Origin of the sequence: uncultured Duncaniella sp., assembly GCF_910577345.1 — a bacterium.
In the GTDB taxonomy this organism is placed as follows: domain Bacteria; phylum Bacteroidota; class Bacteroidia; order Bacteroidales; family Muribaculaceae; genus Duncaniella.
On the sequence record NZ_CAJTMT010000025.1, the window covers coordinates 1 to 14893 of the forward strand.

General features: G+C 51.0%; 11 protein-coding genes and 2 tRNA genes (1 of these 13 cut by a window edge). 7 read left to right on the forward strand and 6 right to left on the reverse strand.

Annotation, left to right across the window (positions count from 1 at the left end; all coding sequences use genetic code 11):
- From QZ310_RS10380 to QZ310_RS10400, 5 genes are all read left to right on the forward strand, one after another.
- A partial coding sequence (locus QZ310_RS10380) for a hypothetical protein (protein ID WP_297072493.1) occupies positions 1 to 201 on the forward strand: 201 nt, incomplete at its 5' end.
- A gap of 45 nt (positions 202 to 246) precedes the next feature.
- A complete protein-coding gene (locus tag QZ310_RS10385) occupies positions 247 to 855 on the forward strand; it encodes a sigma-70 family RNA polymerase sigma factor (RefSeq protein WP_297072495.1) in 609 nt (202 codons plus the stop codon).
- A complete protein-coding gene (locus QZ310_RS10390) occupies positions 852 to 1394 on the forward strand; it encodes a hypothetical protein (RefSeq protein ID WP_297072498.1) in 543 nt (180 codons plus the stop codon). Before QZ310_RS10385 ends, QZ310_RS10390 begins: the two co-directional genes overlap by 4 nt.
- 57 nt (positions 1395 to 1451) lie before the next feature.
- On the forward strand, positions 1452 to 1916 hold the full coding sequence (locus QZ310_RS10395; protein ID WP_297072500.1) for a DUF6108 family protein: 465 nt from the start codon (positions 1452 to 1454) through the stop codon (positions 1914 to 1916).
- 225 nt (positions 1917 to 2141) lie between these two features.
- Positions 2142 to 3176, forward strand: coding sequence for a hypothetical protein (locus QZ310_RS10400; protein WP_297072502.1), 1035 nt, complete (start codon positions 2142 to 2144; stop codon positions 3174 to 3176).
- Positions 3177 to 3385: 209 nt separating this feature from the next.
- Here QZ310_RS10400 and QZ310_RS10405 read toward each other — a convergent pair whose 3' ends face one another.
- The 5 genes from QZ310_RS10405 to lepA all read right to left on the reverse strand — a co-directional run bounded on the left by QZ310_RS10405 (position 3386) and on the right by lepA (position 13467).
- Entirely contained in the window at positions 3386 to 4786 is a 1401-nt protein-coding gene (locus QZ310_RS10405; RefSeq protein WP_297072505.1) for a RagB/SusD family nutrient uptake outer membrane protein, read from the reverse strand.
- 18 nt (positions 4787 to 4804) lie between these two features.
- Positions 4805 to 8233: a SusC/RagA family TonB-linked outer membrane protein gene (locus QZ310_RS10410; RefSeq protein WP_297072508.1), complete on the reverse strand. Its 3429-nt coding sequence runs from the start codon at positions 8231 to 8233 to the stop codon at positions 4805 to 4807.
- 36 nt (positions 8234 to 8269) lie between these two features.
- Positions 8270 to 9646, reverse strand: coding sequence for a TlpA disulfide reductase family protein (locus QZ310_RS10415; RefSeq protein ID WP_297072510.1), 1377 nt, complete (start codon positions 9644 to 9646; stop codon positions 8270 to 8272).
- A gap of 230 nt (positions 9647 to 9876) precedes the next feature.
- Positions 9877 to 11607, reverse strand: a complete 1731-nt coding sequence (locus QZ310_RS10420) for a helix-turn-helix transcriptional regulator (protein WP_297072512.1) — start codon at positions 11605 to 11607, stop codon at positions 9877 to 9879.
- Between the two features lie 72 nt (positions 11608 to 11679).
- On the reverse strand, positions 11680 to 13467 hold the full coding sequence (lepA, locus tag QZ310_RS10425; RefSeq protein ID WP_297072515.1) for a translation elongation factor 4: 1788 nt from the start codon (positions 13465 to 13467) through the stop codon (positions 11680 to 11682).
- 173 nt (positions 13468 to 13640) lie between these two features.
- On the opposite strand from lepA, the gene QZ310_RS10430 reads away from it, so the two are divergent.
- Positions 13641 to 13719, forward strand: a tRNA-His gene (locus QZ310_RS10430).
- Positions 13720 to 13939: 220 nt separating this feature from the next.
- Here the strand turns inward: QZ310_RS10430 and gpmA are convergent.
- Positions 13940 to 14638, reverse strand: coding sequence for a 2,3-diphosphoglycerate-dependent phosphoglycerate mutase (gpmA, locus tag QZ310_RS10435; RefSeq protein ID WP_297072517.1), 699 nt, complete (start codon positions 14636 to 14638; stop codon positions 13940 to 13942).
- 231 nt (positions 14639 to 14869) lie between these two features.
- On the opposite strand from gpmA, the gene QZ310_RS10440 reads away from it, so the two are divergent.
- A tRNA-Gly gene (locus QZ310_RS10440) sits at positions 14870 to 14893 on the forward strand; it runs 149 nt beyond the window's last position.

Below are 14893 nucleotides of genomic sequence, written 5' to 3' on the forward strand. Positions count from 1 at the left end.
CCGGTCCCCCACCCATCGCCCCAAGAAGATAAATCTTTACTGTCCAATAAAAATTATCCGGAAACGATCTTCTTTTACGCGTATGCCGTGATTGATTCACAAATAAAATGTAATCATCACAGTGTACGCGCAATTATATATATGTCATCAAGCTCTCCAAATAAATATGCCATTGGTTTATCGCGATTTTTTATTGGCTGAAAAAATTTTTCACTTTTTTTGTTACAATCCATCCGGGACTCCGTTATGATAGGTGAAGGGCTGATTGAGGCCCTGATAAGCGGAGGAGGTTTTACAACAGACTCCGGATATGATTTCAAATTCATCAACTTCATCCACCGACAAGTGACAACCGACATCCTTACATCCACCTTCATCAACTTCCGGGCCAAGCTGCGCAGCGTGGCTGCAGGGATTGCGGGCACCGATGAGGCCGACGATGTGATTCACGACGCTTTCTGCCGCCTGTGGTCCCGCCGCCAGATTGTCGAGGATGAGACCCAGGCCATCAAGCTCACCTACACGGCTGTGCGCAATTCGGCCATCGACTCTCTCCGCCGTTCGCAGGCCCGGCCGACGGTGAGCATCGACGAATCGCAGCAGCTCCCCGAGACGGACGACGGCGAAAGCGACCGCATCCGTGAGCAGGAGCAGACCTACGAGGCCGTCATTCGCCTCAGCCGCCGCGCCCTCAATCCCCGTCAGTTCGAGGTGTTCGAACTCCACGACATCCGTGGACTCGACTACGACGAGATTGCCGAATCTCTCGGGATGACTCCCGAATATGTGCGCGTCACCCTCAGCCGCGCCCGTAAAACAATCCGTGAACTTTACCGTAAAAACAACGAAGCATGAAACAGCATAATCCAACTCTCCCGGAATTGCTCGACCTCATCGAGAGATATTTCGACTGTTCGCTTTCCGACCCTGAGGAGGAGCAGTTGCGGTCCATCATAACCCGCACCACCCTCTCCCACCCTGCCATCGACGAAGCGCGTGCCCTCATGGGCTTCCGCCTCCCCTCCTCTGCCGCATCGAAGGCTTCCGGACAGTCCAATGTCCTTCCCGCTGACAGTCTGCCTGCCCGCTCCCGCAAGCGCCTCTCCCTGCGCACCGCAATCAGCATCGCAGCTGCCATTGCCGTCATCTTCGCCATCGGACTCCATCTGAGCCTCAACGCTCCTCTCCGGGGAGCGGCTCAGACGCAGTGTATCGCCTACGCCAACGGTGAACGCATCACCGACGAGGCCGACGTGATGAGATTGCTGACAGAGGATCTGCGCGAATTCAACGACGGTGTCGAGGAGGCTGACCGCAATCTCAACGATGAGCTCAACATCATCGCTCCGGTCATCGAGGACTACGAATCACCAATTCCTATGCTTGAAATCTGAGACCACACCCCAGCACCCAAAGTGAAAAAACTCCACCTCACATTATACAGTTAAAATATGAAACGACTATTTATAGTAATGATGACCATGCTTGCACTCCGGCTATGCGCCACCGCGCAGTCGGGATTGGAAATCAACAAGGTTTTCGGAGGAAAATACAGCTCCGACCCTACGGTCACCGAGACGATGATGAGCGGAAACCAGAATTTCCTGCGCAGCCACAAACTGACCACCTTCGCCACTTTCAAGGGGAGTGCCGAAAAGTATGTACCAATAATTCAGCCTCTGGTTGTGGCCGACGGCGCCCATGCCACAGCACGAAATGTCCGCTATCGCGACGGCAAACTCCATTATGCGTTCTTCGTCCTCCCGCCAATAGAGAGCAACGGCAAAAAACTCAACCGTTACATCTATTATCTCAACAATGCCAAAGCCAAGAAACCGTCGGTGATGCTCATTTACTTCGACGGCACCATCAAAAACCAGGACGCAGAAGAACTCATCAAATCAATGGCGAGGTAGAGTTGTGAGTTTTTAGTTTTGAGTTTCGAGTTGTAAGTTTTTAGTTGTAAGTTGACAGAACATGCACTAAACCCGACTGAACAGAAACCGGACTGACTCATGGCTTAAAACTGAAAACTCACAACTCACAACTCAAAACTAAAAACTCCCAACTCAAAACTCCCCCCTCCAACCCAAAACTCACAACTCAAAACCCACAACTAAAAACTAAAAGCCACCCCCAACATGTTCCGCAAATTTTTACTCTCAATATCACTCATCGCATCCATGACCGCAGTTGCACAGACAGCCGGTGAAACCACAGCCGTCGCAGATACACTTCTCAATGCAGCTTCGGCACAGAACCTCACAATCGTATCGACCTCACGTTCGACCTCAATCACTGTCCGCAATCTCGACAAAGGCCCGGAGACATTCTTCTACCAGACCGGCACACAGCAAACGGTCAAGGGTTCGCGCACACAGACACAAATCAATTGTCCGGATGTCAGCTCCGTCATAGTCTATGAGACCGAAGACAATGTCAACATCAGCTTCGTCAATCCCGAAGGAGAAACAATGGCCTACACGTTCGACTTCGCCGATCCCGACAACCGCACGCTAAAATCATATATCGGTACACGCGGAAGTGACTTCGGATTCACCATCTCGCGCAATAACACAACAAAATGGGATGTCGTTTCCGACGGTATCGGTTTCGGCTGGATAAACCCCATCAACAACAATTCCGACATCAACACCTCTATGTGGAGAAGCGTGGAATTCACATGGAACATGATTCTCGGCGTCAAGATGACCCACCGCGCCCAGGAACTTTCCTTCGGTCTCGGCATCCACTGGCAGCTCCTCGCGTCCAAAGCCGGACACTACTTCCACAAGAATTCCGACGGACGCATCACCCTCGACCCCTACGCCGAAGGTCAGACCAAGGGTACCTCCCACCTCAGCATGTTCAGCCTTCAGATTCCGGTGCTCTACGGAGTGAACTTCGGCCACAAACGCTATTGCGGTTTCAAACTCGGTCCCGTCCTCAACTTCAACACCGGTGCCCACATCGAGACCAAATATGAGCAGGATGGAAGCGAGTACACCGTCAAGACCGGCCACCTCAGCCAGCGCAAGGTGACAGTCGACGCAATGGCAATGTTCAACTACCGCTGCATCGGAGTCTATGCCCGCTACGCCCCCATGAAACGCTTCAACTCCCGCACCGACCTCGACTTCGGCACCTTCTCAACAGGGTTGATGATAGGATTTTGAGGGAAATAAGCTAAAGACTTAATAAGTCTAATAGGCCAAATAAGTCTAATAGGTCAAATAGGCCTAATAAGCCCAATAGGGCCAATAGCTCAGCATAATCAAGACTGCTCTATTGGCCCTATTGGGCTTGGCCTATTGGGCTTATTGGGCTTATTAGACTTATCAAGCCTATCAAGCCTTTAGCCCGTTTCTACTACTATTCTATCTCATTAATAATTCTGTGTCAGCGAACTGTTATAGAGAGTTGCCGTCTTGGGGAATGGTGAGATCCAGAGGGGTGAATCGGGATCTACAGTGAATCGGCCAAGCTCTCCGCAGTCATGAACAATGGTTTTCTTATAGGCATCCTCGCTGTTCCAACGCTTGCGGTCAAGGAAATTGAAGATTGTCGTAAACATCTCAACTCTCTTGTTTTTCTGAAGAATCTCCATCGCCTGAGCTTCAGACGCGATGTCGGTGCGGTCGAAATAGTGAGGATTCTCACCGTAGATGCGGCGGTCACGCACCTCATCGACAAAGCGGAGCCCCTCGCGATACTGTCCGGCACGAATCATACACTCAGCGATTGTGTAATACATATTCTCGGTACGCAGACCGTAAGTGCTGTAATGCACATCCCAGCTACCACACATGTATGAACCGTCGAGTCCATAGCCTGAATGGTCAGTCCAACCGTCCTGAGTGTACTGACCGAGTACCATCAACACATCATCAGGGTCAATATCTTTTGCAAAATCAGGAGTACAGACCGTACCGCCCCACTCTCCGATATTGGAATTGTCGTGGTAGCAGAGCAGATAATTGTTCTCCGACCTGTGAGGAAGCGTCCAAGCCATTGCATCGAGAGCCGTCAGACGATCTTCAAGAGCACTGTTGAAGCGCACAGCCGCGCGGGCATAGGTCAGCGCCTCGTCATATCGCTTCATCTGCATAAGCACCATCGCACGCACTCCGTTGCCGAAATCAGCTCCGATGCGGAAAGGATTGTCGACTGCGCTCTGACGGAGATTGGCTATCACCTCATCCGAACAGTCGTCAAGAATGGCATCATAGACCTCCTTGACCGTGCGCTTGGTTTTCTGCTCCTGGACATTGGTATTGTCAACGTAGGCCACGCCTCCCATTCCGGCAGCAGTCGCCTCGTCATACTGAGCTGCATAGAGATTCACGACAAGGAAGTGGAACCATGCGCGCATGATTCGGGCCTCCGCCTTCACGCGCTTTTTGGTTTCCGGGTCGCCTGACACTTCATCGGCCTTTGAAATCACCACATTCATGTAGTTTATGTACTGGTAGCAATCCTCATAGATGCCATCGTCGGTTGCAAGTTCCACACGGTCGACAGAACTGTCGCAGGCAAGCATGGCATATTCGAGAGTGGTCCGGTCGGCAAGAAGCGACGCAGGAGTCTTCCACTTCCCAGGATAGGTATTGCCACAGAGTGTCTCGAAATTAGCCGTCGATGAGAGCATGTAGCGCTGCTCAAGAAGAGTTTCGAGATCATTGATATTATCGAGAGTTGTCTTCCCGAGAGGCACGATGTCGAGCTTGTCGTCACAGGAGACAAACAGCAGCATCACAGCCGCCAGAAGTCCGTATATCTTTTTCATATTGTCAGAGCTTGTGGATTAGAGGTTAAAGAAGAGACTGAATGTATAGCTGCGGGGAACATAGTTGATATGGTTTCCACCCGACATCGCCTCAGGGTCGAGGTTGCGGCCGTTGCGCGCCCATGTGCCGAGATTGTTGACCTGGAAACGGAGACGGATGTCATTGAGTCCGATTCTGCGGCAAAGTTTGGGATCAAAATTATAGCTGAGCATCACATTGCGGAATTTCAGATAATCGGCATGGACAACGTTAGTGCTGCGGTAACCGGCATAGTTCATGTATTTGTAATCCTTATAGAAATAACCGTTGGCAGGATATGAGCTGTCGCCCTCCCAATATTTGAGAGCATGGCGCGACACGGCGCTCTGTCCGAACGCATTGCCATAGCCTGACGCGCCGCCTGCATTAAGCGCCCATTCGTCGTTACCTACACGCATGTAGTGGCCGCCGTAGTAATTGAACATTGCTGAAAGCGAGAATCCGTTCCATGTGATTGTCGGGGTGATGGCACCGCTGTAGACCGGTGTTGACGGACCGGAATAAATCACATCGTCAATCGTGAACTCGCTGTTGGCAATCGATGATGTATGCTCCGCGCCGTTATGGTCACGCCATCCCATGTACCAGAGTCCGTCCACCTCTTTCAGACCGGTGTAGTCGAAAGAGAAAAGCGAGTTGATGGGATAACCCTCATGGAGTAGGGATGAATTGAGATACTCAACTCCACTGTTCACAAAATGCGACACCGCTGTCACTTCATTATGGTTGTAGGCAAAATTGAGGCCGAGACGTATGCCGAGGCTCTTGCGTCCGTGTGACGGAAGAATCACACCATCAAGCTGGAGTTCCACACCACGGTTGACCATGTTTCCGCTGTTGATTGTCAGGCTTGTCCATCCGGTCGTGCGGTCAAGGTCAGTCACAGTCAGGAGATCGGAACCGCTCTTGTGGTAATAGTCCACCGAACCGTTCAATCTGTAGCCGAGGAAAGCGAAGTCAAGACCGACATTCCATGTCGATGTCTTTTCCCATCGCAACTGGTCGTTGGGAGGTGTCTGCAGATTGCCTTGCTTGCCACCGGTGATATTGTTGGTGGTGATTTTAGCTGTCAGATAGCTTGTGGAGTTGGGGTCGATATTGCCCGTCAGACCGTAGCTTGCACGGAGTTTGAGGGCATTGAGCCAGGTATAATCTCTGAGGAAGGTCTCATTGTGGGCATTCCAGCTTCCCCCGACCGACCACAGTGGGCGACCGCGGAACTTCGGGTCGGCACCGAAAAGGTCTGTCTTGTCAACGCGGTAGCTCGCCGAGAGTGAGTAACGGTTGTCATAGACATAGCTGCCTGTGAGATAGAGCGAATAATAGCGGTGGAGAGTCTTGGATGTACCGAATGAGGCCGGTGCACCGTAGACAGGCTGATCAGAGCCAAACACGTTTGTCGTCGGATTGTTAATATAGCTCCATACGGCATCGAGATTCAGGTTCGTCTGCGTCGCATAGTCGTAGCCGAGGAGGGTTGACTGTTCGGTCGACACGCGGGTCTGACGATACTCCATACCTGCCACCGCGTCAATGAAATGCTTTCCGACAAAAGTGTTGCGATAGCCTGTCTGCGCACGGAAGGTGTAGTACTGCGCCTCCTGTGTGTAGGTCTGCAGGCTGCCACCGTCGGGCACATTGTGTGTCGTCTTGACATCCGGCACCTGAATCTGCCCGTAATGCTCCGGGTCTGCCATCCAGGCATCCAAATCGAGATCCGCTCCCCACCAGTCCTTGCTTGTGTCATCAACCCACTTCATGACAGTCGAAGCCGTTGTGTAGAGGTCATAGATGCTGCGCATGGTGTAGGAATCAGCCTCGTTGATGGTCCTTGTGCGCGAGAAGATGTCCTCATATTGGAACTGCCCCGAAGCTGTCCAGCCGGGAAGGATGTTGAACAGAGCATGGACGAATGTGCGGGTGTTGGTGTAACGGCGGTTTGAGAAATTACGCCCCATCTCATCGGCAAGATTGAATGTGGCATCCTTCAACCCGTAAGCTGTCTCACCGAAAGCCTTGTTTCCGGTATATATTCCGGCCTCCATCCCTCGGCGCGAACCGTCGGCATCATACATTGATTCGTATGGGAGGAAAGAATTGATGTAGCCATACTCTCCGAGATTGTGGGTCTTGCTGCGGGTATTCAGGACATTGACACCAAACGAGAGGTCGAGCCATTTGCACACCTTGAGGTCACCGCGATATTTGAATGAGAGGGAGTTCTGGTGTTCGTTCCGCACTCCCATATTATCTGTTGAATAGTTTAGGTTAAAGCTTGAACTGAGGGAGTTGCCCTGCATACGCATGGCGACATTGTAGAGCTGCGTGACCTGAGTGCGGTCATGGACATTCATGTATTCATCCCGGTAATCGTTGCGGCTCCAACTGTCGAGAGTCGAATTGAGGTCAGCGTCGCTCAGATTTCCCTGATGGTTTTCGAGAAGCAGACGCATCACCTTGGAAATCGAGCCACGGCGGTTGTTGTTATAGTCCGTAAGCACCGAGTTCAGCCCCGCCTGACCCGGCTCATTGAGCATGGCATTGAAATTGTAGCGTTCGAGGGCAATCATGTCGGCTGCCGAGGCCCATTCGTAATTGCTGTAGTCCTGCTTCTCGCTGATTGTCAGGTCGGCATTGAAATCAACAGTCAAACGCTGCTGCTTGGCCTGCTTCGTGGTAATGACAATCACGCCGTTAGATGCCCGCGCACCATAGATTGAGGCAGCGGCGGCATCCTTAAGCACGGTGATGTTCTCAATGTCGTAGGGATTGACGGTCGAGATACCACCTTCAATCGGCAAGCCGTCGACAACAATCAGCGGACTTGACTTGGCCTGAAATGTTCCGACACCACGGATGGTGAAGGCATCCTCGTCGGTCGATCCCTTCTTGGGATCCATCACAAGACCGGGAACGGCACCTTCAAGACGCGAAGCAAGGTCGGTGGTCGAACGCTTGTCGAGGTCATCGGCGGTCAGCACCTGATAGGAACCCGTGGCGCTCTCGCGCTTGATGTTCTGATAGCCGGTGACAACAACCTCGTTCATCATATTCGGAGTCGGAGTCATGCGGACACGGATATATTTTCCTCCACCGTTTTCAACGGGCATACGCACGGTTTTCATTCCGACGTAGGAAATCACGAGCACCGGTTTCTCCGTATCAACGAGAAGAGTGAAGTTTCCGTCCACATCTGTTGAAGTTCCTGTCTTGGAACCCTCCAGCATTACCGTCGCTCCGGCCAACGGCTCTCCCTCCTCGTCAAGCACGGAGCCTGTGATTGTTTTCTTCTCTATTTTTTCGATTGACGACGTCACACTCCCGACTTTATTCGACTGCGCGTCGGCAAGCAAAGGTGTGAGGATGGCTAACGAGCCCGTCAACAGATACATGAAGGGTCTATTCATGACAATTGGGTTGATTGGTTTGTAAATTTCGTTTAACTATTGTGCGATGGCAGCGTTAAGTATACCGACAATGTTTTCGTCGGAGGGACGTTCGGCATCCGTGGATATGAAACGGCCATCCTTACCGATGAGAAGGAAACGCGGGATTCCGCTGATACCCATTGCATCCATGAACTCGTCGCCGGATGATTTCTCAAAGATGTATTGCGGCCATTCGGGCTTGTCGCGGTCAAGTTTTTTCAGCCATGCCTGACGGTTGTCGTCGCGCGAGATACTGATGAACGATATAGCATCGTTGCCCTTGAACTGAGCGACCACCTTCTCCATATAAGGAATCTCACGGCAACACGGTCCGCACCATGTGGCCCAGATGTCGATGTAGACCACATTCTTACCCAAAAGCTCCGAAAGCTTGCATCTGCTTCCGTCGGGCGAAATGAGGACCGGGTCGGTCGGGACGGCATCACCGTCATTCACCTTGGGCTTCATGGACTCATAGAGTTCAATCAGACGCTCCTTGACGTTGGGTGCTTTCGAAAGCTGAGGCTCGACAGCAGCAAAAAACGAATTTATCTCTTCTTCGGGAAGACGATACATCATGAGCATTGACCCGAGGGTGTACCAAAGTGATTTTTTATTCGCTTCGTTGGTCAGCACACTGTCTATCGCGGCATACTGCCCGACGAGATAGTCATTGACGTTATTCGCTTTGGAATTTTTGTGGATGTCAGAGTTGTTGTACCACGCGGTTATAATACCAGTCAGACGCGCTTCATCAGAATTCGGGTCAACTGTGGATATAATCTCCTCCACCTCCGCTTTGTGGTCAGTCTTGCTATAGTATGAATCAATGTTCAGGAGTGTCAGCAGCGTCTGATTGTAGTATGAGTCAGTCAGCCTGTTGTAAAGACCGCGCTTGTCGGCCTTGACGTCAGTGATAAGCCCCTTGATGTTGTCGCGACACCCGTCAAGCTTCGCCTTATAGTCAGCGAAGACAAACGGCTGGTCGGGTGAGGGCTTGTAGTTCATGGGATAGAATCCCTGGACGTAGGCATTGACAAAGGTGCTTTCAGCTGCATTGTCTCCTGTGAATGACGCATTGTCGGTTATGTCCATGACCGTGGTTGCCCCGTTCTGCAAGTATGCACCGAAAGGTTGCCCATCAATGTAGACCATAGCCTCGACCGCATCACAGGGAAGCTCACCGGAAAAAACAAACGAGCCGTCCGTGTCGGTCTTGAATGTGGAAAGACACATATCTCCGTTATAGTCATAGACAACATTGACTTCCGCAGGCTCCGTGGCATTGATTTTTCCTTTCAGCAAAGGAGAGCCCGATGCAGCGGCAACGGTATTGGAGATAAGTCCGAGTAGAAAGAGAAATGTCAGTTTCCTCACATACGATTTTAACATAACAATGTAGGGGGTATTGAAGGGTTACTATAATTGCTCGATTGTATCGCAAATATAAATCAACCACTTGAAAGCTACAAAATTATTGTTTTCGGAATCGTAAAATTGAGAAATATGGAATCTATTTTAACACCAAGCCTTAAAATTAACACATCTCAATAAAAAAAGATAGTCTCTCTGAATTCTCCCGGCCGGATAGACACAATGCCTCCTGCCGCAAAAAAATTCCATCAAAGCTCGCGGACTTGCGCACGGTAACGTGCAGGGGTCATTCCGGTAATGGACTGGAAAGTGGAATAGAATGTCGATATGGAACTGAACCCGACCTCCGAACAAATCTGTTTCAACGGCATATTGGCCTCCATATCGGAAATGAGTGCGATGGCTTCGCGGATGCGGTAGTCATTGACAAGCTGCGTGAACGATTTTCCGGTCGAATCATTCACAGCTCTGGAAAGGTATGTGCGGTTGCTGCCAAGCCTCTCGGCCACGGCACCCACCGTCAGCGATGGATCCTTGAAAAGTTTCTCCTCAGTCATCAGTGTGGTAAAGCGTCCCATCAGGTCGTCGGCCTTGACTTCGGAAAGTCCGGCGCTTCCGCTCGTCTTCGGCTTACGCGCCTTCTCAAGCTGCTCCATGAGCATCTGCTCTCTGGAGATATACTCGCGGTTCTGCGTTACGATGGCCCGGTAGAGGCGATCCTTTTTCCTATAGTTATAATAGGTCAGGCCGAGCAATAGGATGACGGCAACGACAACTACTGCAAGCAGGACAATCCTGTGGCGGACCGACATAAGTTCTATCCTCTGCTCGTCAATCAGACGTTCGTTGGTGTAGACCTCATGGCGGATGCGGTTTTCATGCAACGCCCGTTCGCGGCTGAGCTGGAAGATGCTGTCCTGATATGACTGATAGTGCAGACTGTGGTCGAGAGCCTTGCGGTAGTCTCCTGCATCACGGTAGGCAAACACAAGCTCCCTCTCCAGTTCCGGCGAATGAATCTTGATGTCGGAATCCCCGAGGTTGCCGAGACCATGCTCCAAAACTCTTATCGCTGAATCGATATGACCGTCGCGTCTCAAAAGGCCTGCGTATGCGAGATATGTCGCCGAAACCTCAGAGGTGTCTGAATTTCTGAAATGCTCCATGGCAAGAGCATAGTATCTGTATGCATCTTTGATGTTTCCTCTCTTTTCGGCAATCCTTGCCTTGATGAGATATAGTTCCGGTTCTCCTGCAAAACCACCCTTACGATGCGAATCCTCCACCTCTTTTATAAGAGCATCGGCTTCATCAAGACTTCCGTCGAGCAGGCAATAGTGGGCCAGTGTGTATTTGGAATAATACAGCGGTATCGGCTCCCCTCGCTTTACGGCTATCTCATGGGATTGCTCAGCGAGTTTCCGGCCTGAAACATCGTTCATCGTAAGGTAAGCTCCCGCAAGGTTCGAGAGTACGATACCATAACGTCGCTCGTCGTTGATTGACTTTGCATCTTCAAGGGCCCTATAGTAATACGAAGTGGCAGTATAGGCATCATTGTGGACCATGAGATAATACATCCCCATACCGTTGTTAATGGAGAGGAGTGCATCGTGGTTATTCGTGCCGTCGGCAATCGCCCTCGCCTCCTCCATCTGCCGGAAAAATCCCGCCGCATCATCCGTAAACAATCCGGAACCGAGTATGATTCGTCCGTAAAGCTCACAAAACTCCCTGTCGCCCGTACTCTCGCCGAGAGCGATGAGCCGACGGCCATACTCCCGGGACTTCGCGTCGTCACCGATGTTCATGTAGTAGAAGCCGACGGTCTTGAGCAACTCCTTGTCGTTGGGATTGTTTTCGAGTGCGGTCAAATAGTCATTGATTGTATCCTTGCCGCCTATCGTATCGGCATGAAGCATGAAAGGCGATGTCAGAAACATCGCCAAAATCATTGCAATCAAGATTCTCAATTTCATGTCCGGGAAATACTATTGTGTAAAGAGAGATGCGACATAACAGTATGTAGGGAGGGTGTTGAAAGTTGCGGGCTAATCCAGTTTGAGCACTGCAAGGAAGGCTTTCTGCGGGACTTCGACCGAGCCAATCTGCTTCATGCGCTTCTTGCCTTTCTTCTGCTTTTCAAGGAGTTTGCGCTTACGCGAGATGTCACCGCCGTAGCACTTAGCGGTCACGTCCTTGCGGACAGCCTTGATGGTCTCACGGGCGATAATCTTCGCACCGATTGCCGCCTGGATGGCGATGTCGAACTGCTGGCGCGGGATGAGTTCCTTAAGTTTCTCACACATGCGTCGTCCGAAGGTGACGGCGTTGTCGACATGGGTGAGTGTTGAAAGCGCATCGACGCTCTCACCGTTGAGCAGGATGTCGAGTTTGACGAGCTTCGACTCGCGGAAGTCATGGAGATGGTAGTCGAAGGATGCGTAGCCCTTGGATATGCTCTTGAGTTTGTCGTAGAAGTCAATCACAATCTCGCCCAGAGGCATGTCGAAGATAAGCTCCATGCGGTTGCCGGAAATGTATTCCTGCTTGACAAGCTCACCGCGCTTTGCCAGACAGAGCGTCATGATTGGGCCGATATAGTCGGCGGCAGTGATGATGGACGCGCGGATGTATGGCTCCTCGATATGGTCGATGAGGGTCGGTTCGGGCAGACCGGAAGGGTTGTGGACCTCAGTCATAGTCCCGTGTTTGTCAAACACGCGGTAGGATACGTTGGGGACGGTCGTGATGACATCCATGTCAAACTCACGTCCGAGGCGTTCCTGAATGATTTCCATGTGGAGCAGTCCGAGGAAACCGCAGCGGAAACCGAAACCGAGCGCCATCGACGATTCGGGCTGGAAGGTCAGCGACGCATCGTTGAGCTGAAGCTTTTCGAGCGACGAACGGAGATTTTCAAAATCCTCGGTCTCGATGGGATAGACACCCGCGAAGACCATAGGCTTCACTTCCTCGAAACCGTCGATTGCCGTCTCGCAAGGTGTGTTGACATGGGTGATGGTGTCGCCTACCTTCACCTCACGCGAGGTCTTGATTCCCGAGATGATATATCCCACATTTCCTGCCGAGAGTTCCTGACATGGCTGCATGTCGAGTTTGAGCACACCGATTTCATCAGCGTTGTATTCCTTGCCGGTAGCCACGAACTTCACGAAATCGTTCTTGCGGATGGTACCGTTGACAATCTTGAAATATGCGATGATTCCGCGGAAGGGATTGAACACGGAGTCAAAAATCAAAGCCTGAAGCGGAGCCTTCGGATCGCCTTTGGGAGCGGGAACACGCTCGACGATGGCTTTGAGAATCTCCGGCACACCTATGCCTGTCTTTCCGCTCGCACGGATGATCTCCTCCGGATCACAGCCGAGAAGATCCACAATCTGATCCTCGACCTCCTCGGGCTTCGCACTGTCGAGGTCAACCTTGTTGATGACGGGAATAATCTCAAGATTGTTGTCGATGGCCATGTAGAGGTTGGAGATGGTCTGCGCCTGTATGCCCTGCGAGGCATCCACAATCAGCAGCGCTCCTTCACATGCGGCAATCGAGCGCGACACCTCATAGGAGAAGTCGACGTGTCCCGGAGTGTCAATAAGGTTCAGGACATATTCCTCTCCGTCCAGACGGTAGTTCATCTGGATAGCATGGCTCTTGATGGTGATGCCTCGCTCACGTTCGAGGTCCATGTCGTCGAGCACCTGCGCCTGCAGGTCCTTTCCGGCCACAGTGTTGGTATACTCAAGCAGACGGTCGGCAAGTGTACTCTTGCCGTGGTCGATATGGGCTATAATACAAAAATTGCGGATATTCTTCATATTGACTGCAAAGTTAACAATAATTTTGCTCCTATTATATATAGTATAAGTGCAATTTTGTCCCGAGCCCTGAATTTTTGGACTTCAAAAACAGATTTTTCGAAAATTTTTGCTCAAATATTTGGCAGTTTCAAAAAAAGCCCCTACCTTTGCAGCGCAAAACCAAGAAACATGGTGAGCATAGCTCAGTTGGTTAGAGCGTCGGATTGTGGTTCCGAAGGTCGTGGGTTCGACCCCCACTGTTCACCCCCAAGTAATTTTGCTAATAGGCTCGGATTTTCCGGGCCTATTTCTATTTCCAACAAGCTTTTTCTTCCAACCCAACCAGATTTCATAAATAAATGATAAATGAATGATAGTGGTGGATAACTTCAATAATAGAGCAGCGGGCCAAACAAAACAGCGGGCACAACCCGAAACCATCAGAATCTCAAGCTGCACCCACTATTATCTATACTCTATACTTTAATCTCTATACTTTATCAGAGAGATACCGATCCGACACCACTTCCAGACGGTCGGTCAGTTCAAGCACCCGAGGCACACCCGTCGGGATCTCCTCGGCTACGATTTCATCAGGAGTCTTTTTAAGAAGCATCATGATGAGCGCACGAAGTGAATTTCCGTGAGCTGCCACAAACACCGTGTCATACAGTCCGAGAGCAGGAGCAATCAACTCCTCCCAACACGGACGCACGCGCTCCACCGTATCGGCAAGCGACTCGGTCAGCGGCAGTGAATCCTTACCGAGAAAAGCATAACGCTCCTCCGAACCGGGGAAACGTTCATCATCCGCTGCCAACGCAGGAGGCGCAACGTCGTAGCTCCTTCTCCAGATATGGACCTGTTCGTCGCCATACTTCGCGGCAGTGTCTGCCTTGTTGAGCCCCTGCAGCGCGCCATAGTGACGTTCGTTCAGATGCCAGTCTTTGACTACCGGTAACCAAAGACGGTCCATAGCGTCGAGAGCGATGTCGAGAGTCTGAATCGCTCTCCTGAGATACGACGTGAAACAATAGCGCGGCTTCAAACCGGCAGCAGCAATCAGTTCGCCGGCCTGACGCGCCTCTTCCCTACCCTTAGGCGAAAGTTCGACATCGGTCCAGCCCGTAAAACGGTTTTCAAGGTTCCATTCACTCTGTCCGTGACGGAGGAGTATCAATTTTTTCATAATTTTTCGGAGTGTTGTGTTTGATATTACTATTAATTCAAACAGACTCATGCTGGCCTTGGTTCATCAAAAAAGCCCGATTTTATTCACATCCATTAACAAATACTACCCAAATTTGGCTCATTTTAGTTAACATCAGTTAAAACACACGGAAATATTTGCACAGTAACCAAGAAGTGCATACCTTTGCAACGCAAAACGGAAATGACACCGTCTAAAGCAAAACAAAACGCGAAAATAGCTCAGTTGGTAGAG

Coding starts and splice junctions, on each gene's coding strand:
- gpmA (WP_297072517.1), bottom strand. CDS start 14,638: ATGAAAAAATTGATACTCCTCCGTCACGGACAGAGTGAATGGAACCTT.
- QZ310_RS10410 (WP_297072508.1), bottom strand. CDS start 8,233: ATGAATAGACCCTTCATGTATCTGTTGACGGGCTCGTTAGCCATCCTC.
- QZ310_RS10390 (WP_297072498.1), top strand. CDS start 852: ATGAAACAGCATAATCCAACTCTCCCGGAATTGCTCGACCTCATCGAG.
- QZ310_RS10395 (WP_297072500.1), top strand. CDS start 1,452: ATGAAACGACTATTTATAGTAATGATGACCATGCTTGCACTCCGGCTA.
- QZ310_RS10400 (WP_297072502.1), top strand. CDS start 2,142: ATGTTCCGCAAATTTTTACTCTCAATATCACTCATCGCATCCATGACC.
- QZ310_RS10405 (WP_297072505.1), bottom strand. CDS start 4,786: ATGAAAAAGATATACGGACTTCTGGCGGCTGTGATGCTGCTGTTTGTC.
- QZ310_RS10385 (WP_297072495.1), top strand. CDS start 247: ATGATAGGTGAAGGGCTGATTGAGGCCCTGATAAGCGGAGGAGGTTTT.
- QZ310_RS10415 (WP_297072510.1), bottom strand. CDS start 9,646: ATGTTAAAATCGTATGTGAGGAAACTGACATTTCTCTTTCTACTCGGA.
- QZ310_RS10420 (WP_297072512.1), bottom strand. CDS start 11,607: ATGAAATTGAGAATCTTGATTGCAATGATTTTGGCGATGTTTCTGACA.
- lepA (WP_297072515.1), bottom strand. CDS start 13,467: ATGAAGAATATCCGCAATTTTTGTATTATAGCCCATATCGACCACGGC.